The 23,775-nt window shown below is 66.9% G+C and carries 22 protein-coding genes; 15 read left to right on the top strand and 7 right to left on the bottom strand.

What is annotated here, in order from left to right:
• Window positions 1–54: 54 nt before the first annotated feature.
• A complete protein-coding gene (locus ACOYJQ_RS16865) occupies window positions 55–246 on the bottom strand; it encodes a hypothetical protein (RefSeq protein WP_433460120.1) in 192 nt (63 codons plus the stop codon).
• 51 nt (window positions 247–297) lie between these two features.
• On the opposite strand from ACOYJQ_RS16865, the gene ACOYJQ_RS16860 reads away from it, so the two are divergent.
• From ACOYJQ_RS16860 to ACOYJQ_RS16795, 14 genes are all read left to right on the top strand, one after another.
• Window positions 298–582 carry a hypothetical protein gene (locus ACOYJQ_RS16860; protein ID WP_433460118.1) on the top strand — a complete coding sequence of 95 codons (285 nt, stop codon included), beginning with the start codon at window positions 298–300 and terminating at the stop codon, window positions 580–582.
• A 188-nt stretch (window positions 583–770) separates the two neighbouring features.
• Window positions 771–1,214, top strand: coding sequence for an Lrp/AsnC family transcriptional regulator (locus ACOYJQ_RS16855; protein ID WP_433460115.1), 444 nt, complete (start codon window positions 771–773; stop codon window positions 1,212–1,214).
• 190 nt (window positions 1,215–1,404) lie between these two features.
• Window positions 1,405–3,177 carry a thiamine pyrophosphate-binding protein gene (locus ACOYJQ_RS16850; protein WP_433460112.1) on the top strand — a complete coding sequence of 591 codons (1,773 nt, stop codon included), beginning with the start codon at window positions 1,405–1,407 and terminating at the stop codon, window positions 3,175–3,177.
• Window positions 3,178–3,188: 11 nt separating this feature from the next.
• Complete coding sequence (locus ACOYJQ_RS16845; RefSeq protein WP_433460110.1) at window positions 3,189–4,313, top strand: saccharopine dehydrogenase C-terminal domain-containing protein; 1,125 nt, start codon at window positions 3,189–3,191, stop codon at window positions 4,311–4,313.
• Window positions 4,314–4,365: 52 nt separating this feature from the next.
• Window positions 4,366–5,205, top strand: coding sequence for a transporter substrate-binding domain-containing protein (locus ACOYJQ_RS16840; protein ID WP_433460107.1), 840 nt, complete (start codon window positions 4,366–4,368; stop codon window positions 5,203–5,205).
• A gap of 120 nt (window positions 5,206–5,325) precedes the next feature.
• Complete coding sequence (locus ACOYJQ_RS16835; RefSeq protein ID WP_433460105.1) at window positions 5,326–6,042, top strand: aspartate/glutamate racemase family protein; 717 nt, start codon at window positions 5,326–5,328, stop codon at window positions 6,040–6,042.
• A gap of 22 nt (window positions 6,043–6,064) precedes the next feature.
• Complete coding sequence (locus ACOYJQ_RS16830; protein ID WP_433460102.1) at window positions 6,065–6,724, top strand: amino acid ABC transporter permease; 660 nt, start codon at window positions 6,065–6,067, stop codon at window positions 6,722–6,724.
• A gap of 82 nt (window positions 6,725–6,806) precedes the next feature.
• A complete protein-coding gene (locus ACOYJQ_RS16825; RefSeq protein WP_433460100.1) occupies window positions 6,807–7,601 on the top strand; it encodes an amino acid ABC transporter ATP-binding protein in 795 nt (264 codons plus the stop codon).
• Window positions 7,602–7,669: 68 nt separating this feature from the next.
• Window positions 7,670–8,515, top strand: coding sequence for a transporter substrate-binding domain-containing protein (locus tag ACOYJQ_RS16820; protein ID WP_433460098.1), 846 nt, complete (start codon window positions 7,670–7,672; stop codon window positions 8,513–8,515).
• Between the two features lie 220 nt (window positions 8,516–8,735).
• The gene (locus ACOYJQ_RS16815) at window positions 8,736–9,497 is read left to right on the top strand and encodes an SDR family NAD(P)-dependent oxidoreductase (protein WP_433460097.1); all 762 of its coding nucleotides are present in this window, start codon (window positions 8,736–8,738) and stop codon (window positions 9,495–9,497) included.
• A gap of 1 nt (window position 9,498) precedes the next feature.
• Window positions 9,499–10,620, top strand: coding sequence for an enolase C-terminal domain-like protein (locus tag ACOYJQ_RS16810; RefSeq protein WP_433460095.1), 1,122 nt, complete (start codon window positions 9,499–9,501; stop codon window positions 10,618–10,620).
• Between the two features lie 105 nt (window positions 10,621–10,725).
• Window positions 10,726–12,009: an NAD(P)/FAD-dependent oxidoreductase gene (locus ACOYJQ_RS16805; protein ID WP_433460093.1), complete on the top strand. Its 1,284-nt coding sequence runs from the start codon at window positions 10,726–10,728 to the stop codon at window positions 12,007–12,009.
• Window positions 12,010–12,030: 21 nt separating this feature from the next.
• Complete coding sequence (locus ACOYJQ_RS16800; protein ID WP_433460200.1) at window positions 12,031–12,867, top strand: aspartate dehydrogenase domain-containing protein; 837 nt, start codon at window positions 12,031–12,033, stop codon at window positions 12,865–12,867.
• Window positions 12,868–12,905: 38 nt separating this feature from the next.
• Window positions 12,906–13,841 (top strand): DMT family transporter, encoded by a 936-nt coding sequence (locus ACOYJQ_RS16795; protein ID WP_433460092.1) that lies wholly within the window; start codon window positions 12,906–12,908, stop codon window positions 13,839–13,841.
• A gap of 111 nt (window positions 13,842–13,952) precedes the next feature.
• Here the strand turns inward: ACOYJQ_RS16795 and ACOYJQ_RS16790 are convergent, their stop codons facing one another.
• The 4 genes from ACOYJQ_RS16790 to ACOYJQ_RS16775 form a co-directional block, all read right to left on the bottom strand.
• On the bottom strand, window positions 13,953–15,182 hold the full coding sequence (locus tag ACOYJQ_RS16790; protein ID WP_433460090.1) for a pyridoxal phosphate-dependent aminotransferase: 1,230 nt from the start codon (window positions 15,180–15,182) through the stop codon (window positions 13,953–13,955).
• 43 nt (window positions 15,183–15,225) lie between these two features.
• Window positions 15,226–16,773: an L-piperidine-6-carboxylate dehydrogenase gene (gene amaB, locus ACOYJQ_RS16785; RefSeq protein ID WP_433460089.1), complete on the bottom strand. Its 1,548-nt coding sequence runs from the start codon at window positions 16,771–16,773 to the stop codon at window positions 15,226–15,228.
• A 240-nt stretch (window positions 16,774–17,013) separates the two neighbouring features.
• Complete coding sequence (locus ACOYJQ_RS16780) at window positions 17,014–18,054, bottom strand: ACP S-malonyltransferase (protein WP_433460087.1); 1,041 nt, start codon at window positions 18,052–18,054, stop codon at window positions 17,014–17,016.
• A complete protein-coding gene (locus tag ACOYJQ_RS16775; RefSeq protein ID WP_433460085.1) occupies window positions 18,051–20,240 on the bottom strand; it encodes a thiamine pyrophosphate-dependent enzyme in 2,190 nt (729 codons plus the stop codon). The genes ACOYJQ_RS16780 and ACOYJQ_RS16775 overlap by 4 nt, the downstream gene beginning before the upstream one ends.
• Window positions 20,241–20,474: 234 nt before the next feature.
• On the opposite strand from ACOYJQ_RS16775, the gene ACOYJQ_RS16770 reads away from it, so the two are divergent.
• A complete protein-coding gene (locus ACOYJQ_RS16770) occupies window positions 20,475–21,380 on the top strand; it encodes a LysR substrate-binding domain-containing protein (protein ID WP_433460083.1) in 906 nt (301 codons plus the stop codon).
• A gap of 31 nt (window positions 21,381–21,411) precedes the next feature.
• On the opposite strand, the gene ACOYJQ_RS16765 is transcribed toward ACOYJQ_RS16770, so the two are convergent.
• Both ACOYJQ_RS16765 and ACOYJQ_RS16760 read right to left on the bottom strand, forming a co-directional pair.
• Window positions 21,412–22,584 (bottom strand): acyl-CoA dehydrogenase family protein, encoded by a 1,173-nt coding sequence (locus tag ACOYJQ_RS16765; protein WP_433460080.1) that lies wholly within the window; start codon window positions 22,582–22,584, stop codon window positions 21,412–21,414.
• Window positions 22,585–22,637: 53 nt separating this feature from the next.
• Window positions 22,638–23,768 (bottom strand): acyl-CoA dehydrogenase family protein, encoded by a 1,131-nt coding sequence (locus ACOYJQ_RS16760; RefSeq protein ID WP_433460079.1) that lies wholly within the window; start codon window positions 23,766–23,768, stop codon window positions 22,638–22,640.
• Between the last annotated feature and the right edge of the window lie 7 nt (window positions 23,769–23,775).

Genomic DNA, 23,775 nt, shown 5'->3' with positions numbered 1-23,775 from the left:
CAGCCGGCGCGATGGCCGGCAACAACACAGGGGAGGCGCACAATCCGCCCGACGCTACCCGGCGCGCCCCGAAAGACCGCCGCATCGCCTCCCCGCATCCGCAGTTTTTTGCGGTTTTCGGGCCGCGCGCGGCCCGGCGCACGCGACGGACGGAAGAGCGGGGGGAGGCACGCCGGCCGTGACGGCGAGCAGGATCAGCGGCATCGTGGCCGTCAGCGCCTGCAATTCGACAGATCCGATGGTCACGGCCGAAACTCCGGTCCAGAGCGCCTTCAAGCAGATCGGGCGCCCGCTTGCGTGAAGAAAACGCGCCAAAACAAAAATCTGAAGCGTTTCCATGTTTCAAAGGCTGTTGGCGAAAGCGCGCATCCGGCGGAAACCGCGTTTGCAGCTCTCCCTTCCGCCGACATTCGCAAGAAGCATGGGGATGCGCCGCAAGACGACAGCTATCGCTGTTCACCGCGCTCGCTTAAAGCATGGAAGCGGAAAATTATATTATCGGGACGCGGCATACAACAAAATAATTCAATCCATCCATCAGTTTATTGCGATTATAAAACACCCTGCCAGGATCATTATTAAAATAATTCCATGCTCTTGGCCATCATGCTTTCAACCCATGCCGCCTTTTCTTTTGAATCATTATCATTCACCGTCTCGTGCGCGCGGCGGGCAAGGCCCTGCCGTACCGCCGATTTCTCATGCTTTTTAAAGCATTCCTTGCTGATATGATGATGTGGAGCGATTATCGATCATGATAAGGAAGCAGCATGGCACGCCGGGCGGATACGCTGAAGGACCAGGAATTGCTCAATATCCTGAAGCAGAATGCCCGCCTGCCTCTGGCGGAGATCGCGAACCAGCTCGGCGTGTCCCGCGCGACAATACAGGCTCGCCTCACCCGGCTGGAACGGGATGGTTACATCAAGGGTTATACCATCGTATCTGGCCACGATACAGGCGATGTCGAGTCACTCTCTGCGATCATTCTTGTCGAGATCGACATAAAAAGCCAGTCAAAGCTTATATCGGACCTCAAGAAGATCCCGGAAGTCATGTCCTGCCATACGCTCAGCGGCCAGTTCGACCTTCTGATCAAGATACAATGCCGGCTGCCGTCGGAACTCGATGAGCTGATTGACCGCGTTGCGCACATGGACGGCGTGCGCCGCACGACATCCTCGATCCTGCTCATGCGCAAGTTCGAAAGGTGAACGTTTATGACGCAGGAACCGCCCGCATTCGAAGCAAAATGCCATATTGCAATGCAATATGCGCGATATATCGATGATTTTAAGCGAAACTCAGCGTAATTCGCTAAAATAATACCTTAAAATATTCCATATGATGATTTTTGATAGCCGGATCGTGCCATAGGCTCCTTGTGTTCACAGGAGTTAAATAATGAATGGCGCCTCCACCCTCGTCTCCATGTTGTCGGCCTATGATGTGGAAGTCATATTCGGCGTTCCCGGAGACACCAACGTTGCGTTATACGAAGCCCTGAAGAATACCGAAGGCGCGCCCCGGCTCGTCACTTGTCGCGACGAACGTTCCGCCGTCTTCATGGCGGATTGCTACGCCCGCCTTTCGGGAAAGCCCGGCGTGGCGGAAGTGCCGTCCGGCGCCGGCGCCATGTATGCCCTTCCCGGCGTGGCGGAAGCCGACCGATCCTCGGTTCCGCTCATTCTCCTCGTCAACGACATCCCGCAAGCCGGCGTCGGGCGGGGCACGCTGACGGAACTGCCGATCGAGAATCTCTTCCGGCCGATCACGAAGCACACCGAGACGCTCGGACGCATCGCGAAACTGCCCGAGCTGGTGCGCCGCGCCTTTCGCGAGGCGACGGCCGGCCGCCCCGGCGCCGTCGTGCTGGCGCTTCCCGAGGACATTCTCTACGAGGAACTGGCGCAGAGCGGCGTATCGATGCATATCGAGGAGAACTGCAAGCGGGCGCCTTCCTCGCGCACGCGCCCGGCCGACGAGAACCTTGGCGCGGCGCTTGCCGCCATAGCCGCGGCCGAGCGCCCCCTGATCGTCGCGGGCGGCGGCGCGAACCGCTCCGGCGCCGGCAGCGCCATCACCGCCTTTGCCGAACGTCTCGGCATCCCCGTCGTCACCACGATCACGGGCCAGAGCGTCATCAGGGACGACCACGCGCTCGGCATCGGCATCATCGGCGACAACGGCTTTCATCCGCACGCGCTCCGGGCTCTGGGCCGGGCCGATCTCGTCGTCTATGTCGGTTGCCGCATGGGTTCGGTCGCGACGATGAACTGGCAATGGCCGGTTCCCGGCGACGGCACGCGCATCGTGCAGATCGATCTGGAGCCCGAGACCATCGGCAACACCTATCGCATCGACTTCCCGCTCGTCGGCGACGCCAGGGCGGTGATCGAGGCTTTCCTCGCGGCCCTGCCGGATTCCGCGACGCCCGCGACACGGGAATGGGTGGACGAGATCAACGCCCGGCGCGCCGAGTTCTGGAGCGTCATGGCCGCGCAGCTTGAAAGCGACGAACTGCCGCTGCGGCCGGAGCGGGTGATCGAGGCGATCAACCGGCATCTGCCCGCCCCGTGTCATGTCGTGTCCGACGCGGGCACGCCCACGCCCTACGCGACGCGCTTCCTGCGGCTGCATCATCCCGATTCGCGGCTGGTGATCCCGCGCTTCTTCGGCGGCCTGGGCTACGCGATCCCGGCGGTGGTAGGCGCCTATTTCGCCGATCCGGCCCGCAAGCCGGTGGCGCTGTTCGGCGACGGCTCGCTCGGCATGTCCGCGGGCGAGCTGGAGACGCTGGCGCGCCTGCGCATCCCCGCCGTCCTCGTCCATTTCAACAACGCCTGTTTCGGATGGATCAAGGCATTGCAGCGGGTGATGGACCGTCATCACAACACCGGCCGGCCGGGACGAAGCGAATTCAACGATCCCACGTTCGGCGTCGACTTCGGCCGCTATGACATGAGCAAGCTGGCGGCGGTCTACGGCATTCGCAACTACCGGGTGGAAACGGCGGAAGAGCTGGAGAACGCCATGCGGGAAGCCTTCCTTCTCGACGAACCCGTGTTCCTCGACATCGTCGTCGAATCCATCGCGGACCGGCTGCCGCCCGTGTTCGGATGGCTCAGGAAGGTCGGCGTCGACCCGGAGACCATCGGCGTGCAGGCCGCTTTTTGAGGAGATAGCACATGACCGTCCCAACGAAGAACATCGCCGTGATGGGCGCCGGCCAGATCGGCCGGGTGATCGCCGGAATGCTGGCGGAGCAGGGACATCGCGTCACCCTGTCGGATGCCTCGCCGGCGCAGCTCTCGCAGGCGGAGAACGCGTCGTTTCAGACACGAACGGTCGACGCCGCCGATCCCGACGCGCTGAAGGGGCTTCTCGCCGATCAGGACATCGTCGTCAGCGCCTGCCCCTATTTTCTCAACAAGGGCATCGCGCGCGCGGCCGTCGAGACCGGCACGCATTACTTCGACCTGACCGAGGACGTGGCGACCACCGCCTACATCAAGGAAATCGCGCGGGATGCGGATGTGGCGCTCGTGCCGCAATGCGGGCTCGCGCCGGGCTTCATCTGCGTGCTCGGCGCCGAGATGGCGGCGCGCTTCAGCAGCGTGGCGTCGATAAAGATGCGCGTCGGCGCGCTGCCGCTTTATCCGACGAACGCGCTGCGCTACAACGTGACGTGGTCGGTGGACGGCCTGATCAACGAGTATTGCAACCCCTGCGAGATTGTCCATGACGGCCAGCAGATCCTCGTTCCGGCGCTCGAAGGCATCGAGAGCGTCATGATCGACGGGGTCGCCTATGAAGCCTTCAACACCTCCGGCGGGCTCGGCACCCTCACGGAGACGCTCGCCGGCAAGGTCGCCAGCATGAGCTACAAGACCCTCCGCTATCCGGGACATGCGGAGATCATGAAGCTGCTGTTGCAAGGGCTCGATCTCGCGCACGACAGGGATACGCTGCGCCGCATCCTGAGCCATGCCGCGCCCTACACGCGCAAGGACGTGGTCGTGATCTTCGTGACCGGCATCGGCACGCGCGACGGGCGGATCGAGGAGGACAGCATCGTCCTGCGCTACGACGGCAACGGCGCCCTGGGCGCCATCCAGCTCACGACGGCCGCCGGCTGCGTTGCGATGGTGGAATTGTTCTTGCAGGGAAAGCTCCCTTATAAGGGTTTCATCCGGCAGGAGGATGCGCGCCTGTCCGGCTTTCTGGCGACAAGGGCGGGATCGCGGCTCATCCTTGAGGCGCGGGGAGCGGATACGCTCGCGGAACTGGGGATCGATCGCGTGAAAGAGTAAACCCGGCGCACGACAACGTGGCTGCCGGAATCAAAAAACAGGGGAACGAAAAATGGTATCTCGCAGGAATTTCGCAGCAGGAATCGGCCTGACGGCTCTCGGCGCCGCGGCCGTCGCCGGGAGCGCGAAGGCCGCCGACAACGCGCCGGGCACCTTCAGCCGCATCCGGCAAAGCCGGAAGCTGCGCATCGCCGGCATCGTGGGCACGGAGCCCTATTTCCACAAGGACATCGCGACCGGCGAGTGGAGCGGCTTTTGCGTCAGCATGGCCAGAGACCTCGCGGCGGCGATGGAGGCCGAGGTGGAGATCATCGAATCGACATGGGGCAACTCCGTGCTCGATTTGCAGGCGAACAAGATCGACATCATGTTCGGCCTGAGCCCCACCCCCTCGCGGGCGCTCACCGTCGAGTTCACCACGCCTCTGATGAACAACACCTTCACGATCGTCTCGCGTCAGGATTTCGCGCCGGCGACGTGGGAGGCGCTGAACACGCCCGACGTGCGCGTGGCCGTGGATATCGGTTCGACGCACGACCTGTTCGCCCGCCGCGTGCTGCCGAAGGCCAACCTGATCGCGCTGAAGACGCCCGACGAGGCGATGCTGGCCGTGCAATCCGGCCGCGCCGACTGCGTGATCCAGGTCGCGATGCTGTCTCTCGTCACGGTGAAAAAGAACCCGCGCCTCGGCACCATCACCGTCCCGACCCCGATCATGCAGCAGCCGACCAGCGCGGGGGTGCGCGTGGACCCGGATTCGCGCTTCCTGAACTATGTCAACAACTGGCTGGAATACAACCGCGCGCTGGGGACACTGCGCGGCTGGATCATCTCGAATCTCGCCCTCGTCGGCGTGGAGGAAAAGGATATACCGGAGCGCATCCAGTTCTGACGGCCGGCGGGAAAAGCACCCGTCATCGCCGGTTCAGCACGCGGCGCCTTTCCCGCGCCGCGCCGGAACGCCCTTGCCGGCGCGATCGCCGGCCCGACGCAAGTCATCGGATATATCGTCATGCCCGCAACCGACGACATAACCCCGGCCCCGGCTCTGGGAATTCTCATGCTGGACACCGCCTTTCATCGCCCCGCAGGCGATGTCGGCCATCGTGAGACATGGCCGTTCGACGTCCTGTTCAGGACGGTCGGCGGAGCGGCGGCGCGCAAGATCGTGGGCGGCGACGACGCCGACCTGATCGACGCTTTCGTGGAAGCCGGAGAGGCGCTGCGGGCGGAGGGGGCCGTGGGGCTCACGACTTCCTGCGGCTTTCTCGCATGCCGGCAGCGCACGCTGTCCGCGCGCCTGTCCATCCCGATCGCCACATCGAGCCTGATGCAACTGCCGATGATCGAGCGATCCCTGCCGGGCGGGAAGCGCGCCGGCGTCATCACCTACGACGCGCAGGCGCTGACCGAGCGGCACTTCGCGGAAGTCGGCGCCGACCCGTCGACGCCGCGCGTCGGACTGCCGGAAAACGGGATCTTGCGCCGCGTCATCGAGCACGCCGCCCCCTATGACGCCGCGCTGTTGCGCGCCGATGTGCTGTCTTCCGTCAGGAAGCTGCTCGACGGGAGCGACGGCATCGGCGCCATCGTTCTCGAATGCACCAATCTACCGCCTTTCGCGGCGGACATCGCGCGGGAATACGGCTTGCCGGTCTACGATATCGTCACCCTGGGGCGCTGGTTCCATTCCGGTCTCGTTCAACAGCGCTTCGCCGGAAGCGCGTGAGGTAGAAGTAAAGGTACGACGGATGGTGTATGAATGGGACTTCTCATTCCTGTGGACTTATAGCAGCCTTCTGTGGGTGGGCACGCTATATACCATCGGATTCACGATTCTGACGGCCGTATCCGGCCTGACGATCGGCTGCATGATCGCGATCGCCCGGCTGGCCGACATCAAGCTCCTGTCCGTTCCACTGGTCGCGCTGGTCGAGATATTCCGCTGCACACCCGTTCTGGTTCAGCTCGTGTGGTGTTACTATGCGCTGCCCGGCCTGATCGGCGTCGAGCTTTCGCCGGCGATCGCGGCCTTCATCACGCTGACGCTCTACGGGGGCTCGTTCTACGCCGAGATCATCCGCGGCGGCATCGCGTCCATCGACACGGGGCAATGGGACGCCGGCGCGGCGCTGGGCATGCGGCAAGGCGCGCTCATGCGGCGCATCATCATGCCCCAGGCCCTCAAGCGCATGCTTCCGCCCCTCGTCAACCAGACGGTCCTCCAGCTCAAGAACACCTCCCTTCTCTCCGTGCTGGCCGTGCCGGATCTGCTGTATCAGGGCCAGCTCATCACCTCGGCGACATACAGGCCGCTCGAGACATACACGATGATCGCGGTCATCTACTTCATCATCCTTTTCCCGTTGACGCGGTTCGCCACCGCGCTCGAGCGCCGTCTCGCCCGCTGACCGTCTCCGGCGGCGAGAATACCGGCCGGCGAGATGGCCTCGCTACCAAAAGACCAAAGAGGGGAACGAGTGGAGCTATGCAATGGCAAAAGACACAATGATCGAGCTGATCGACGTGCGGAAATCCTTCGGCGAACTGAAGGTGCTGAAAGGCATCTCGCTGCGGGTGCCGCGCGGCGGGGTCGTCGCGCTCATCGGGCCGAGCGGGTCGGGAAAATCCACCTTGCTGCGATGCATCAATGTCCTGACGAAACCCGACAGCGGCGTCATTGACGTGGGCGGCCGGACGATGGACTTCACGGCCGGCCACCGGCTGCCGCGCGACCGGGAAATCTCGGCCTTCCGCGCGAGAACGGGAATGGTGTTCCAGAGCTTCAACCTGTTTCCGCACATGTCCGTCATCCGGAACGTGATGGAGGGGCCGGTGACGGTGCTGCGCCGCCCGGAGGAGGAGGCCAGACGGGAGGCGCTGGAGCTTCTCGGCAAGGTCGGTTTGCACGACAAGGCGGAATCCTATCCCGAGCGCCTCTCCGGCGGCCAGAAGCAGCGGGTGGCGATCGCCCGCGCGCTGGCCATGAAGCCCGAGGTCATGCTCTTCGACGAAGCGACATCCGCGCTCGACCCGGAACTGGTCGGCGAAGTGCTCGCCGTCGTCCGGCAACTCGCTTCGGAGGGCATGACCATGGTGCTGGTGACGCACGAAATGGCTTTCGCGCGCGAGGTGGCCGATACGGTCATCTTCATGCGCGACGGTTACGTCGTCGAGGAAGGGGCGGCGCGGCAGGTCATCGATGCGCCCCGCGAGGCGGCGACACGCGCCTTCCTGAGCCACTTCCACCAGAACGGCCTTGCGGCGGCCGCCCCGCCGCAGGCATGAACCTGCCGCCGGCGAGGGAGCGCGGACGGCGCCGAAACATCAACGATCAACAACCAGAGGGAATCATCATGATCACACGCAGGGACCTGAACAGACTGATCGCAGCGGGAGCCGCCGGCCTGACGGCGGGCGGCATTCCGCTGGCCGGCACGGCCGCTCCGGCGGCGGGCGCGTCGCTCGAACGCATTCGCGCCTCCGGCAAACTGCGCATCGGCGGCGTCGCAGACGGCGCGCCGTATTACAAGAAGGATCTTCTCGGCGGCAAATGGCGCGGTTTCTACATCGACATCTGTCAGGCGCTCGCCGACGATCTCGGCGTCAGGCTCGATATCGCTGAAACCACCTGGGGCAATTCGGTTCTCGATCTCCAGACCAACAAGATCGACGTCTTCTTCGGCCTCAATCCCACGCCGGAGCGCCAGGCGGTCATCGATTTCTCCGGCCCCGTATTCAAGAATGCCTTCACTTTCATCACGCGCAAGGGGTTCGAGCCGAAGACCTGGGAAGACCTGAACAAGCCCGAGGTGCGCATCGCGGTCGACATCGGTTCGTCCCACGACGCGGCCGTCACGCGCCATCTGCCCAAGGCGACGATCACGCGGCTGAAACACGCCAGCGACGCGACCGTGGCGTTGCAGTCCGGCCGGGTCGACGCCCAGTGCCTCGTGCTGGTTCTCTCGCTCACCGTCCTGAAAGCCAATCCCGCCATCGGCACGCTCATCGTCCCCACGCCCGTGGACGCGACGACATCCAACGCCGGTTTCCGGCGCGAGGAGGAAACGTCCTGGCGGGATTTCGTCACCAAATGGATCGAGGACCGGCGCGCGTCGGGCTTCATTCACAAGGCCGTCGTCTCCAACATGGAGCTGGTGGGGGTATCGGAAGCGGACCTTCCTCCCGGCATCTCGCTCTAAAGCGTTTTCAAGCAAAGCGGATACCGCTTTGCGTGAAGAAAACACGTCAAATCAATAAGCTAAATGATTTCGGCATTTCAACGAAATGCCGAGATTATTCAGATTCCGTTCCGTTTAATCGGAAGGCGCTCCAGCCGGATGCTGCCCGCGCGCCGCCGGCGGCGCGTGCGCGGGCCTGCCGTCCTGACGCGCCGCGATCCTGATCTTTCGGGAGAATGAATTGTCCGTTGTCCAGTCACCCCGCGCCGTGCTGATCACAGGCGCGGCGAGCGGCATAGGCCGCGCCACGGCGTTGCAGATCGCCGGTCCCGGCGTCGACATCGTCCTGCATACGCGATCGAACGTCGCCGGTCTCGAAGAGGTCGCGGCGCAGGCCGCCGCGCGCGGCGCACGCACGGCCACGATCGCCGGAGACCTGTGCGAGCCCGCCTTCGCCGCCCGTCTCGTGGCGGAAAGCCTCGCCGCCTTCGGCCGGCTCGACGCTCTCCTCGCCGTCGCCGGGGCGGCGAGACGCGGCCCGGCCACCGCGCTGTCGGGTCCGGAGCTGTCGGCTGCGGTCGACGAAGGCGCGGGATCGTTCCTGCGCCTCGTGAACGCGGCCCGCCCGGCGCTGGCGGCATCGCCCGCGCCGCGTGCGGTCGCGACATCGTCCTTCGTCTCGCACATCTTCCGGCGGGATCTGTCGCCCTTCGCCGCGACGGCGGCCAGCCGCGCGGCGCTCGAAACCGTCGTCCGGCTGCTGTCGTGCGAGCTGGCGGACGAGGGCATTCTCGTGAACGCGGTCGCGCCCGGCCTCATTGAAAAGGATGAAGGCAAGGCCAGCAAGCTCGCGCCCGACGCCATCGCCCGCAGCGAGGCGGCGATTCCCCTGCGGCGGCGCGGCCGCCCGGAAGAGGTGGCCGCCGTCATCGCCTTTCTCGCATCTCCCGCTTCATCCTATGTCACCGGCCAGATCTGGCACGTCAATGGAGGCATCGTCTGACATGGCCATCATCGAGCGCATGCGCCTTTTCCTGATCCGCAGCCCCATCAAGATGGCGCGGCTTCAGGGCGTCGGGAACGTCAAGGGCACCGTCAAGCGCGTCATTCTCGAACTGACGTCGAGCGACGGCGTCGTCGGCTGGGGCGAGGCTGCGCCCTGGGAGGTCTTCACCGGCACGCCGGAAGCGGCGTTCGCCGCCTTGGACGTCTACCTGCGCCCGCACATCCTCGGCAAGCCGGTCAAGCGCGTGCGCGCGCTGACGGCGGAGCTGGACAGGGTGATCGTCGGCCACGCGGAAGCGAAAGTCGCCGTGGAAATGGCCGTGCTGGACATCTTCGGCAAGACGGCGGGCCTGTCCGTCGCGGACCTTCTCGGCGGCCGGGTGCGGGACACGATCCCGCTGTCGTTTTCCATCGCGGACCCGGATTTCAACGCCGACATGGAGCGCATGCGGGAAATGGTGCCCGCAGGCAACGTCATCTACAAGGTGAAGACGGGCGTCAAGCCGCATGCGGAAGACCTCGCCCATCTGGAGGCGATGCGCGACGCCTTCGGCGACAGGATCGACCTGCGGCTCGACTACAACCAGGCCCTGCCGCCCTTCGGCGCCATGAACGTGCTGCGGGACGTGGCGGGTTTCCGGCCCACCTTCATCGAGCAGCCCGTGCCGCGCGATTGCCTCGATGCGATGGCGCATTTCACCAGCGCCCTCGACACGCCGGTTCTCGCCGACGAAAGCTGTTTCGACGCGGCCGACCTGATGGAAATCGTGCGCCGGCGCGCGGCGGACGCCATCTCCGTCAAGCTCATGAAAGCCGGCGGGCTGCTGAAGGCCCAGTCGATCATGGCGATCGCCGACGCCGCGAGGCTGCCGGGCTACGGCGGCACCCTGTGGGAAGGCGGCATCGGGCTCGCGGCGGGCACGCAACTGATCGCCGCGACGCCGGGCATCTCTCTCGGCTGCGAATTCTACATGCCCTACCACGTTCTGACGGAAGACGTGCTGGAGCAGCGCATCGAGAACCGCGACGGTCATGTCGTCGTTCCCGACGGCGCCGGGCTCGGCATCTCGGTCAGCGAGCATTCGATCCGCGGCAATGCGGAAGTTCTCGCCGCCCGATAGAGCGCCTTCCGATCGGAATTCGCTCGCAAATCAAAAACCCGAATGATTTCCGCGATTCGGTGAAACGCGGAAATCATCCGGTGACCACACGGAAAGAGCGATCACATGATTGCACACCCTCTTCATGTCGCCGTGATCGGCTGCGGGATCGTCGGGGCGACGACGGCGCTGCGGCTCGTCGGCGAAGGGCACGCCGTGACCATCGTCGAGCCGGACGAGGCGGGCGGGACGCAGGCGGCCAGCTACGGCAACGGCGCCTTCATCAGCCCGCCCTCGGTCGTTCCGATGTCCATGCCCGGCATCTGGAAAAAGGTGCCGGGCTATCTGGCGGATCCCAACGGCCCGCTCACGATCCGCTGGTCGCAGTTGCCCCGGCTCGCGCCGTGGCTCATCCGCTTCATCCGCGCGGGCGCGACGGTGGCGCGGGTGGAAGCGACCGCGCGGGCGCTGTCGTCCCTGCTGCACGATTCGCCCGCGCGCCACGCCGCCATCGCGGCGGAGCTCGGCCAGCCCGACCTCATTCGCAAATCCGGCCTGCTCTACATCTATCCCGGCCGCAAGGAATTCGAGGCCGAGGCGCTGTCGTGGCGTCTGCGCCGGGACAACGGCGTGAGATGGATCGAGCTGGACAGCGACGAGCTGCACCGGCGGGAGCCCGCCGTCGGCCCGCGATACACCTTCGGCGTGCTGGCGGAGGAAGCCGGCCATTGCTTCGATCCGGGCGGATATGTCGCGGCGATCACCGCCCTCGCCGTCGCGCGCGGCGCGGCCCTGAAGCGGGCGCGGGCGCTGGGCTTCGCGAGCGAGGGAGGAAAACTGCGTGGCGTGCGCACAAGCGAGGGGACGCTCGCCTGCGACCGGGCCGTGATCTGCGCCGGCATCAGGGCGAAGGAGCTGGCGCGCCAGACGGGCGACGACATTCCGCTGGAGAGCGAGCGCGGCTATCACGCCCTCATCGCCTCGCCCCCGGTTGCGCCGCGCACGCCGATCATGCCGAGCGACGGCAAGATGGCGAACACCGTCACGCGCACGGGCTTGCGCATCGCCGGGCAGGTCGAACTGGCGAGCGTGGACGCGCCGCCGAACTGGCGGCGGATCGAGGTGCTGCTGCATCATGCGCTGTCCACCTATCCGGGCCTTGGCGCGCGCGAAACCCTGCAAGTCGAAAAATGGATGGGGCACCGCCCTTCCGCTCCCGACAGCCTGCCCGTCATCGGACGCGCCTCCGCCCTGGGCGACGTGCTCTACGCTTTCGGCCACGGCCATGTGGGCCTGTCCGCGGCGCCGGCAACCGCCGAGGCCATCTGCGATCTGATCGCCGACCGCCCCCCCGCGACAGACCTCGCGCCGTTCTCGCCGACGCGCTTTCGACCGCCGGGAACCGGATAACTCGCGCGCCTTGCCAAATACATCCAGAATATAAGGAACAGGGAGAAGACGATGAAAGTGGGCATAGCCGGTTTCGGCACAGCCGGCCGGCAGGTGGCGCAGGCGCTGCTCGACGGCCGTATCGCCGGAGCGGAACTGGTCGCCGTCGCCGGGCGCGACCTTGAGAAAGCCGCCCGCCTCGCCGCCGAAGCGGCGCCCGGCCTGCGGGCCGTGCCGCTCGCCGGACTGCCCGCGCTCTGCGATGTCGTGGTCGAGACCGCGACGGGCTCGGCCTTCCCCGAGATCGCGCGGACCGTGCTCGAGGCGGGCAAGGATCTCATCTGCGTCAGCGCGGGGGGATTTCTCGCCGTTCCCGATATCGAGGATATCGCCCGCCGGCACGGCGCCCGCATCCGGATCGCGACGGGAGCCATGCCGGGGCTCGACATGCTGCGCTGCGCAGCCGAGGGCACCTTGCGCAAGGTGGCGCTGAAGACTTCCATCAAGCCGGAATCGCTCGCCAACGAGCCCTATGTGCTGGCGCAGGGGCTGGATTTCAGGCACGCGCCGCCCCCGGAGCCGGTCAGGGTGTTCAGCGGCACCGCGAGGGAAGCCGCCCGTCATTTCCCGCGCCACATGAACGTCGCCGTCGCCATCAGCCTTGCCGGTATCGGCTTCGACCGCACCACCATCGACATGTGGATGGACCCGACCATTCCCGGCGCGATTCACGAGCTGGCCATCGACGCCGACGAGGTTTGCGTGACTTTCGTCAGCCGCAATTTTCCCTCCTCGAATCCCAAGACCTCGCGCATCGTCGCCCCGAGCATCCTCGCCGCCCTGCGCGCCCGGCAAGCAGCCGTCCTCATCGGCTCCTGAAGCTCGGCTCCTGAAGCAATGAAAGCTGCGACCCGAACATGAGCACCACCAACGCACCGGCCGGAAATTCCCTGGCCGGCATTCTGATCATGGCGGTCGCGGCGGCGCTGGTGGCGACCACCACCTTCCTGGCGAAAGCCCTGGCCCACGGCATCGGCGCGGGCACGGAGGGCGCCGCGCTCCCCGCCTTCGAGATCAGCGCGGGGCGCTTCGTCTTCGCCTTCATGTTCCTGCTGCCGTTCGCCGCGCGGCTGCGCACCGGCATCGCCCTCTCCGCGCTTCCCCTGCATGGCCTGCGGACGCTCTTCGGCTGGGGCGGCACGACGGCGCTGTTCACCGCCGCCGCGCTGATCAGTCTCGCCGACGCCACCGCCATCAGTTTCCTCAATCCCGTGATCGCGATGCTTCTGGCGGTGCCCTTCCTCGGCGAGCGTGTGGGGCCGTGGCGCTGGGGCGCGGCGGCGATGGCGGTTGCCGGCGCGGTGATCCTGATCCGGCCGGATTTCGGCCATGTCGAGCCGGCGATGCTGATCGCCCTGCTCTCGGCGCTGTTTCTGGGCTCGGAGATGATCTGCGTGAAGCTGCTCCTGCGCGCCGAAACCCGCCTGAAGATCCTGCTGATCAACAACGCCATCGGAACCGTGCTGTCGGTCGCCGTCGCATCGTCCGTCGCCGTCTGGCCCACGTTGCCGCAGGTGGGCATGATGGTCGCGCTCGGCGGCTTCATGCTGCTGGCGCAAACCTGCACGATGGAGGCCATGCGCCTCGCCGACGCCAGCCTCGTCATGCCGGTGCTCTATTCCACCCTCGTCTTCGCGGCCGTGTTCGACTATCTGGCCTTCGGGACGATCCCCTCGCCGCCGAGCATCGTCGGCAGCCTGATGATCGTCTCCGGCGCCCTTCTGCTGGCCTGGCGCGAGGTCCGTTCAGGCCGCCGGCGCGGCGCGCGGGCGCAAGCCGATCCGTCGCATTGAACGCAGGTTGCGGTGGAATCAAGGAAGCCGGACCATTTCATCGCTTCAGGAAAACGGTGAAATGGTCTCGCGGACATCGGGAACCGCGCCGCCCCGCTCACGCAAGCCCGCTCACACAAGCCCGGTCACGGCGTCCGCGATGCGGCGGCACGCCTCTTCGAGTTCCGCCGTCGAGGTGGCGTAGGAGATGCGGAAATAGGGCGCGAGGCCGAAGGCGGAGCCGGGCACCACCGCGACGCCGACGCTGCGCAGCAGGTATTCCGCGAAACCGGCGTCGGTGTCGATGACGGCGCCGTCCGGCGTCTTGCGGCCGATCAGGCCGGCGCAGCTCGCGAACGTGTAGAACGCCCCTTCCGGCACGCGGCAGGTGATGCCGTCGATGGCGTCCAGCGCGGACACGACCAGATCGCGGCGCGCCTGGAACGACCGCCGGCGCTCGGCGACGATGTCCTGCGGCCCGTCGAGCGCCGCCACCGCCGCCGCCTGGCTGATGGACGAGGGGCACGATGTCGATTGGCTCTGCACCACCGCCATGGCCCGGATGAGCGCGGCGGGACCCGCGCCGTAGCCGATGCGCCAGCCCGTCATCGCATAGGCCTTGGACACGCCGTTGACGGTCAGCGTGCGCCCGCCCAGCGCGGGCTCGATCGCCGCCGGCGTGACGAAGCGGAAATCGTCGTAGACGATGTGCTCGTACATGTCGTCGACCATCAGCCAGACATGCGGATGGCGCAGCAGCACGTCGAGAAGCGGCCGGTAGTCGGCTTCCGAATAGGCCGCCCCGGAGGGATTGGACGGCGAATTGAGCATCAGCCAGCGCGTGCGCGGGGTGATGGCCCGTTCGAGATCCTCCGCCGTGAGCCGGAAACCGTTCTCCTGCGTGCATGGCACGAGCACCGGCCTGCCGCCGGCGATCAGCACGATATCGGCGTAGCTCACCCAGAAGGGCGTCGGGATGATCACCTCGTCGCCGGGATCGAGGCTTGCCATCATGGCGTTGTAGAGAACCTGCTTCGCGCCGGTGGAAACCGTGATTTCCCCTGGCGAGAACGCGAGTCCGTTGTCGCGCCGGAACTTGGCCGCTATCGCGGCCTTCAGCTCCGGCGTGCCGTCGAGGGCGGTGTATTTGGTCGCGCCCGCCGCCATGGCCCGCGCCGCCGCGTCCTTGACATGCTGCGGCGTGTCGAAATCCGGCTCGCCCGCGCCGAGGACGATGACGTCCCGCCCGAGGCGCTTCAGCTCGTTGGCGAGCCCGGTGATACGCAGGATTTCCGACACCCCGATGGCGGCGAGCCGGGATGCGGGGCGGAAGGCTTCCGTGACGACGGCAGGTGCGTGCATGGTGCGTCTCCTCGGGCGCGTTTCGATGAAACGCGGAAAGTCTCTATGCGATGTCGAACTTCACGCCCTGGGCGAGCGGCAAGGTGCGGCCGTAGTTGATGGTGTTGGTGGCGCGCCGCATATACGCCTTCCAGGCGTCGGAGCCGGACTCGCGGCCGCCGCCCGTCTCCTTTTCGCCGCCGAAGGCGCCGCCGATCTCCGCGCCCGAGGGGCCGATGTTGACATTGGCGATGCCGCAATCCGAACCGCGCGCCGAGAGGAAAGTCTCCGCCTCGCGCAGATCGTTGGTGAAGATGGACGACGACAGCCCCTGCGGCACCGCGTTGTGAAGCGCGAGCACCGCGTCGAAATCGCCGTAGCGGATGACGTAGAGGATGGGCGCGAAGGTCTCCTTCTCCACCGGCCCCGTCTGGGCGGGGATCTCCACCAGCGCCGGGCGCACGTAGTAGGCGTCGGGACCGAAGCCGGCATCGACCCGCTCGCCGCCGCAAACGACGCCGCCCACTGTCCGGGCTTCCGCCAGCGCGGCCTGCTGCGCGTCGAACGCCGCCTTGTCGATCAGCGGGCCGACGAGATTGCCCGCCTCCAGCGGATTGCCGACGGGAACGGACTCATACGCCCTGCGCAGGCGCGGCACGAGGCTGTCGTAGACGCTCTCGTGCACGAACAGACGGCGCAGGGTGGTGCAGCGCTGGCCCGCCGTGCCCATGGCGGCGAAGGCGACGCCGCGCAGCGTCAGGTCGAGATCGGCGGTGGGCGTGACGATCGCCGCGTTGTTGCCGCCAAGCTCCAGGATGGAGCGCCCGAAGCGCGCCGCGACGCGCGGGCCGACCGCCCGGCCCATGGCCGTCGAGCCGGTGGCGGAAACGAGCGGCACCGCGGGATGATCGACCAGCACCTCGCCCACGTCGCGGCCGGCGACGAGCAGTTCCGACAGTCCCTCGGGCGCCGTGCCGCCCTCGCTCCTGAAACGTTCCACGGCGCGCCGGAACAGCGCATCGGTGGCGAGCGCGGTCAGCGGCGTCTTTTCGGACGGCTTCCAGACGATGGAATTGCCGCATACCAGCGCGAGCGCCGCGTTCCACGACCACACCGCGACGGGGAAGTTGAAGGCCGAGATGATGCCGGTGACGCCGAGCGGATGCCAGGTCTCCATCATGCGGTGCTCGCCGCGCTCGGTGGCGATGGTGAGGCCGTAGAGCTGGCGCGAGAGGCCGACGGCGAAATCGCAGATATCGATCATCTCCTGCACCTCGCCGAGCCCCTCGGAGGTGATCTTGCCCACCTCGATGGAGACGAGGCGGCCGAGCGCCTCCTTGTGCGCGCGCAGTTCCTCGCCCAGCAGGCGCACGAGTTCGCCGCGCCGGGGCGCGGGCACCAGCCGCCACGCGAGGAAAGCGGCGTGGGCGCGGTCGATGGCGGCCTTCGCCTGCGCCGCGTCGACCTGCGGAACCGCGGCGAGGATCTCGCCGGTGATCGGCGAACGGGCCTTGAGGCTGCCGCCGGTGAAGCGGGCGGCCTCGACCCCGAGTTCCGCCAGCAACGACGGCACCTCGGCGGCGAAGGAGGGACGGGAGGAACCGGACGACATGAGGGCTTCCTTCTCTGGAGGGCATTCCGATCAAATGGAATATCTGATCGACAAGAATTCGCTCAAAATCAAAAAGTCAGAGGATTTTTGCGTTTCAATGAAACGCGCAAAACCTCTGGTTTGACGATTGTCGCGGCGCTGTCGACAATCCTGTCAGCACATGCACATCCCTGAAAGGGACGGGATTCGAGAACTCCATTCCAGTATGGAATGATCCGCCTCGCCGCGCTTTCCGGCGGTTCAGCGCGGACGCGTCACCGTTCGCCGCTGCTCGTCGATCCCCATGGAAACGAGGACGGGATCGCTCTCCTGCAAGCGCTGGAAATCGGTTTTGGCGCGCATGTCGCGCCAACCCGCGCGGATCAGCGATTGCGCCACGGCGCCGCCCAGCGTCGTGCCGGGTCCCGTGACGATGAAGAGATCGGGCGCGAACTCGCGCGCCGCCGTGACCACGGCGCGGGTGAAGTCGTAGGGCTGCGTCACCTGCGCGCCGAGCGTATAATCGCGCAGCGCGGCGGGATCGCTGGCATGCGGCCACCAGATCGCCCCGCGCCCGTCCACGAGCGGCAATCGCGGCTGGCCGAACAGCCCGTGGTCGAGCATGGCACGCCCGCGCTCCGCCACCGGTTCCTGCAAGGCGGTATGGAACGCTGCATGGTTGGCGAGGCGCATGGGGAACCGGCCCTGCAACGGCGGCACGGCGGCCTCGAAGGCGTCGAGCCCCGCCGCGTCGCCCGCCAGCACCAGCATGCCGCCCAGATCGATGGACAACGCCAGATGACGCAGCGGCGGCGCATGGATGGAAGCGGCCAGCGCCAGCAGCTCCCGCCGGCGCGCGTCGTCGTCCGCCCAGTCCTCACCGACGAAAGGATAGATGATCTGGCCGCCGATGAGCGATTCCTGCATCAGCGTGCCCATGGTGTTGACGACGGTGAAGCCGTCCTCGGGCGTGAGCGCGCCCGCGCAGGCCAGCGCCGAGTACCAGCCCATCGAATTGCCGGTCACGGCCACGATCTCGACGGCCTCACCGTCGATATCGGCGAAATCGAAGCAGGAACAGGCGTAGATGAGGCCCGAGGCGTTGTCGCCGCGCGTGTGGCGCGCCACCGCATACGTCGCCGCGCCGTCGAGCGCCGCCAGTTCCTCCTGCCCCCGCGCCCGGCGCTCGGCATCGAATGCGGCGAGGAGGGACGCCTTGTCCGCGTGATGGCGCGCGAGATAGCCGAGTTCGCTCTTGTTGTAGGTGCCCCGTCCGGGGCAGATGACGACAGCGGTTTTCATGCCTTTTCCCCGACGAGTTCGAGCGCGCGCGCCACGATCGCCTCCGCCGAGGGGAGCGTGGCGGCGTAGGCCGGCCCGGTGGCGATGAACGAATCCTCCGCCGCGATCCGCGCCGCCGGCGTGCGCGTGCGCTCGGCGAACAGCGCCATGAGCGCTTCGGACTGGCTGCCCGTGCGGCGGCACTCGTCGACGATGAGCACATGGCGGCAGTCGCGGGTCGCGTCGAGCAGCGCCGCTTCCGGCAGCGGCGCGAGCCAGCGCAGATCGATGATGCGCAGGTCGACGCCGCGCTCGCGCAGGGTCTTTTCCGCCTGCCGCGACAGATAGTGCCCGTTGCCGTAGGTGACGATGGCGAGATCGGCGCCCGCGCCGTGAACGCCGATGTCGCCGAGCGCGATGCGCTCGTCCGGCGGCGGGTAGCGGGTCATCCACAGCCCGTCCTTTTCCGCGTGGAGGTCGCGCATCGGATAAAGGGCGATGGGCTCGACGAAGACGACGACGCGCTGTTCCTCGCGCGCCAGGCGCACGCATTCGCGCAGCATCCGCGCGGCATCCGCGCCGGTGGAGGGGCAGGCGATGACAAGGCCGGGAATGTCGCGCAGAACCGCCAGCGAGTTGTCGTTGTGGAAATGGCCGCCGAAACCCTTCTGGTAGCCGAGGCCCGCGATGCGCACAACCATCGGGTTGGCGTACTGGCCGTTGGAGAAGAACGGCAGCGTCGCCGCCTCGCCGCGAAGCTGGTCTTCGGCGTTGTGCAGATAGGCCAGGAACTGGATTTCGGGAACCGGGAGAAAGCCGTTGTGCGCCATGCCGATGGCGAGCCCGAGAATGGCCTGTTCGTCCAGCAATGTATCGATCACCCGGTCCGGGCCGAAACGCCCCTGCAATTTCTGGGTCACGCCGTAGACGCCGCCCTTGCGCCCCACATCCTCGCCGGCGAGCACGATCTCGCCGTGCGGGAGCATCAGGTCGGCGAGCGCCCAGTTGATCAGGCGGCTCATGGGCTGCGGCTCGTCCATGGCGCGGATGTCGCCGCCGAAGACCGCCGCGCGCTCCTCCGCCGAGGGGCCGTTGCCCTGCCGGCAGGCGCGGGCGGGCGGCACGATGCTCGCCATCACGCCCGCCGCGTCGCGCAGCCGCGGCCGGGTGACGGCGTGCGCCGCGATGCGCTCGGCGCGGGCGCAGGTTTCCTCGTAGATCGCCAGCGCCTGCGCCGGCTCCAGCGCCCCGGCCTCGCTCAGCAGGCGCGCGGTGTGCAGCAGCGGATCGTTGCCTTCCTCGGCCTCCACCTCGGTCCTGCTCATGTAGGTGGTCGGCATGTCGGCGCCGGCGTGCCCGTAGAGGCGCACCGTGCGCAGATGCAGGAAGGCGGGCTTGCGGCGCAGGCGCACGAAATCCACCGCCATCCGCGCCACCCGGAACGTATCGTGGATATCGAGGCCGTCGGCGTGGAAATAGGCCAGCCCCGGCCGGTTCGAGAAGGTCGCCGCGATCCAGCCCGTGGGCGTCTTCGTGGAAATGCCGATGCCGTTGTCCTCGCACACGAACAGCAACGGCAGCGGCGTTCCCTGATAGGCCGTCCACTGGGCGGTGTTGAAGGCGCCCTGCGCGGTGGAATGGTTGGCCGAGGCGTCGCCGAAGGAGCACATGGCGATCGCATCGACCGGCAGCGCGCGATGCTCGGGCGGATGCCGCCGGGCGAGGCCCAGCGAAAACGCCGCCCCCACCGCCTTGGGCAGATGGCTGGCGATGGTCGACGTCTGCGGCGGAATGGTGAGCGCCTTCGATCCCAACACCTTGTGCCGGCCGCCGGAAATGGGATCCTCGCTCGCGGCGGCGAAGGACAGCAGCATGTCCCAGGCGATCGTCTGACCCGGCACCTGCGCCGCGCGGGCGATCTGGAAGGCGGCGTCACGGTAGTGCAGGAAGGCGATGTCCGTCGGCCGCAGGGCATGGGCGACCGCCGCCATGCCCTCATGGCCCGACGAACCGATGGTGTAATACCCCTGCCCGGCCTTCTGCATGGCGCGGCTCGTGCGGTCGAGCGCGCGGCTGAGGCATTGCGCCCGGTAGAGACCGACCGCCTCGGCGTTCGACAGCCCGCCTGCCGGAGGGCTCCCCGGCGGAAAATCGCCGGCCGCGACACGGCGCAGGAAATTCTCATGGACAATAAGCGAACGGGGCATGCCGGCCTCTGGAACGTTATCGTGGGCGCGTTGTCGGCGCAATAAAACCTGTATCGACAGCAGCTTGCGTTCAACTCGACGGATCGGGCGGAACACGGGCCGCTCCGACGCCGCGGCCCTCCCGCAGCGACGCGGGACCGGATGGCGTCGAACATGATTTTTCCGCTTCCCGAGATCGTCGCAAGCGATGGTATGTTGTCGCCTCATGACATTCTGGAATGACAGGAGCCCGCGATGGCGTTCTCACGCAGCCTGATGCCGTCCTTTCAGGAGCTGACGGCCTTCGAAGCCGCGGCACGGCACGGCAACTTCACCAGGGCGGCGGAGGAACTGGCCCTGACGCAAAGCGCCGTCAGCAAGCAGATCCGCCAGCTTGAGGAAACGCTCGGCATCGTGCTCTTCGACCGCACGAAGGGCCGCGTCACGCTCACCTCGACGGGGGAACACTACCTGCGCTCGGTGCGCAGGATCCTTCGCGACTATGAGCTGGAAACGCACGCCATCGTCGCCGCGGCGGGCGGCGGCACGACGCTGACGGTCGCCGTGCTGCCGACCTTCGCCTCGCGATGGCTCATTCCGCGCCTGCCGGATTTCATCGCGGCCCACCCGTCGCTCACCGTCAACCTGATGTCGGAGCCCAGGCCGTTCGATTTTTCGGAAAAATCCGTCGACGTCGCCATCCATTACGGCGCGCCCACATGGCCGCACGGCGAGGCCACCTATCTTTGCCACGAGAACATCATCGCCGTGGCGAACCCCGGCCACGTCCGGGAGCGGGGATTGCGCGAGACGCCCGATCTGCGCGAGGCGACGCTGCTGCAACAGGCGTCGCGGCCCGGTCTGTGGCGGCACTGGTTCGACGCCGTCGGCGCCGACCATCCCCACCCCTATCGCGGCCCGATGTTCGACCAGTTCGCCATGACGATTCAGGCCGCGATGGCGGGGATGGGCGTGGCGCTCGTGCCAAGCTTCCTCGTCGAGCAGGAACTGGCCGACGGCCGGCTGGTGAAGCTCAGCGAGACGCCCTACGCGGGGCCGGGCGCCTATTATGTCGTGACGCCCCTCAAGACCCAGCACAACCCGCTGGTCGGCGCCTTCATCGCCTGGATCGCCGGCAGGGTTTCGGGGCGGTACGCCTGACGCGCCGGATGTTATCGGCGGCCCGCCGCGCTCAGCTCGACAAGCTGGCCAGCATGTTGCGCGCGATGATGATCTGCTGGATCTGGCTCGTGCCCTCGTAGATCCGCAGCAGGCGTATGTCGCGATAGAGCCGCTCGATGGCGTATTCCGCCATGTAGCCCGCTCCGCCGTGGATCTGCACCGCGCGGTCGGCGATGCGCCCCGCCGCCTCGGTGGTGAACAGCTTGGCGCAGGCGGCCTCCATCACGGCCTTGCCCTCGCGGTCGTAGAGCTCGGCGGCGGCGCGGGTAAGCGCGCGGGCGGCGAGCAGCTCTGTCTGGCTGTCGGCGAGCAGCGCCTGGACGAGCTGATGCTGCCCGATCGGCACGCCGAACTGCCGGCGCTCGGCGGCATAGGCGGTCGCGACGTCGACCATGCGCTGCGCCGCGCCCGTCGCCACGGCGGCGACATGCACGCGGCCGCGGTCCAGCACCTTCATCGCGGTGCGGAAGCCCTTGTTGAGATTGGCCGGGCCGCCGATGATCGCGCTCTCGGGCAGCCGGACGTCGTCGAGAATGACGTCGCAGGTGCGCGTGCCGCGCTGGCCCATCTTCCTGTCGGGTTTCCCGAGCCGGATGCCGGGCGTGTCGGCGGGCAGGAGAAAGGCGGATATGCCGCCGGCGCCGGGGTTATCCGGGTCGGTCCGCGCCAGAAGCGTGAACATGCCCGCGCGCGTGGCGTTGGTGATGAACCGCTTGGTGCCGTTGATCACGAAATCCGTGCCGTCGCGCTGCGCCGAGGTGCGGATATGGGCCGCGTCCGAACCGACATCGGGCTCCGTCAGGGCGAAGGACGCGATGATCTCGCCCGTGGCGAGGCGCGGCAGGTAGCTCTGCTTCTGCTCCTCGGTCCCATCCATCACGAGCCCCTGCGAGCCGATGCCGACGGTGGTGCCGATCAACGAGCGGAAGACGATCGAGGCGTAGCAAAGCTCCTCGACCACCTGCGCTTCCTGAACGATGTTGAGCCCGATGCCGCCGTATTCCTCGGGAATCGAGATGCCGAACAGCCCCAGTTCCCGCATCTCGGCGACGATTTCGGCGGGAATGTCGTCCTCCGCCTCCACCCGCTCCTCGGCGGGCAACAGCCGCTCGCGCGCGAAGCGGCGAACCTGGTCGAGCAGATGCCCGAAAACGTCCTCGTCAACACCCTTGTTGTTGGCCATCGGCCCTCTCCCCGTTGTTCCTGGAGGCTTTTTGATTTTGATCGACAAGCCCTTTAAAGCTTGCGGCTGATGATCTCGCGCATGATCTCGGAGCTGCCGCCGTAAATGCGCAGCACGCGCGCGTCCGCCCAGGCGCGGCCGATGGCGTATTCGCGCGTGTAGCCGTAGCCGCCGTGCAATTGCAGAAAGACGTCGACCCAGCGGCCGAGCATTTCACTCGACGTCAGCTTGGCCATCGCCGCGAGTTCCGGCGTCAGGTTGCCTTCGAGGTGATCCGCGAGGCAGGCGTCGACGAAGGTGCGGCACATGGCGATCTCCGCCCTGGCCTCGGCCAGACGGTATTTCGCGGTCTGAAACTCGAAAACCGGCTGATTGAAGACCTTGCGCTCGCGCGTGTAGGCGATCGTCTGCTCAAGGGTCGCCTCCAGCGTCGCCGCCGCGCGCAGCGCGATGATCATCCGCTCCTGCGCCAGTTCGCGCATCAGATAGTAGAAGCCCTTGTTCTCCTCGCCCAGCAGATTGGCGGCGGGCACCCGCACATCCTCGAAGAAAAGCTCGACGGTATCCTGCGCGTGCTGGCCGAGCTTCTCGATGGAGCGGCCGCGCGAAAAGCCCTCGCGCGTATCCTCGACGAGGAGCAGGCTGATGCCCTTGCGCCCGGCCGCCGGATCGGTCTTGCAGACCACGATGTAGAGGCCGGCGTTCTGGCCGTTGGTGATGAAGGTCTTCTGGCCGTTGATCACGTAGGCGTCACCGTCGCGCCGCGCCACGGTCCGCACGGCCCCGAGGTCGCTGCCCGTGCTCGGCTCCGTCATCGCGATGGCGCCGATCACCTCGCCGGCGGCCATGCGCGGCAGCCACAGCCGCTTCTGCTCCTCCGTGCCGAAGTTCTTCAGGTAGGTCGCCACGATGTCGGAATGGAGCGCGAAGCCGGGGCCGGTCGCGTTCACGCGCGACAGTTCCTCGATGATCACCGCCGAGTGGCCGAAATCGCCGCCGCCGCCGCCGTATTCCTCCGGGATCGCGCAAAGCAGCAGCCCCGCCGCGCCGGCCTTGCGCCACACCTCCTTGGGGACGATGTGATCGCGCTCCCATTCCGCATGATAGGGAACGATCTCCGATTCGATGAACCTGCGCGCGGCCGTGCGCAGCATCTCGTGGTCCTCGCGAAAGGGCCTTTGCATCGTCCGT

Origin of the sequence: Pseudochelatococcus sp. (genome assembly GCF_050946405.1) — a bacterium.
Classification (GTDB): Bacteria; Pseudomonadota; Alphaproteobacteria; order Rhizobiales; family Beijerinckiaceae; genus Pseudochelatococcus.
This window is presented reverse-complemented; position numbering and strand designations above follow the sequence as displayed.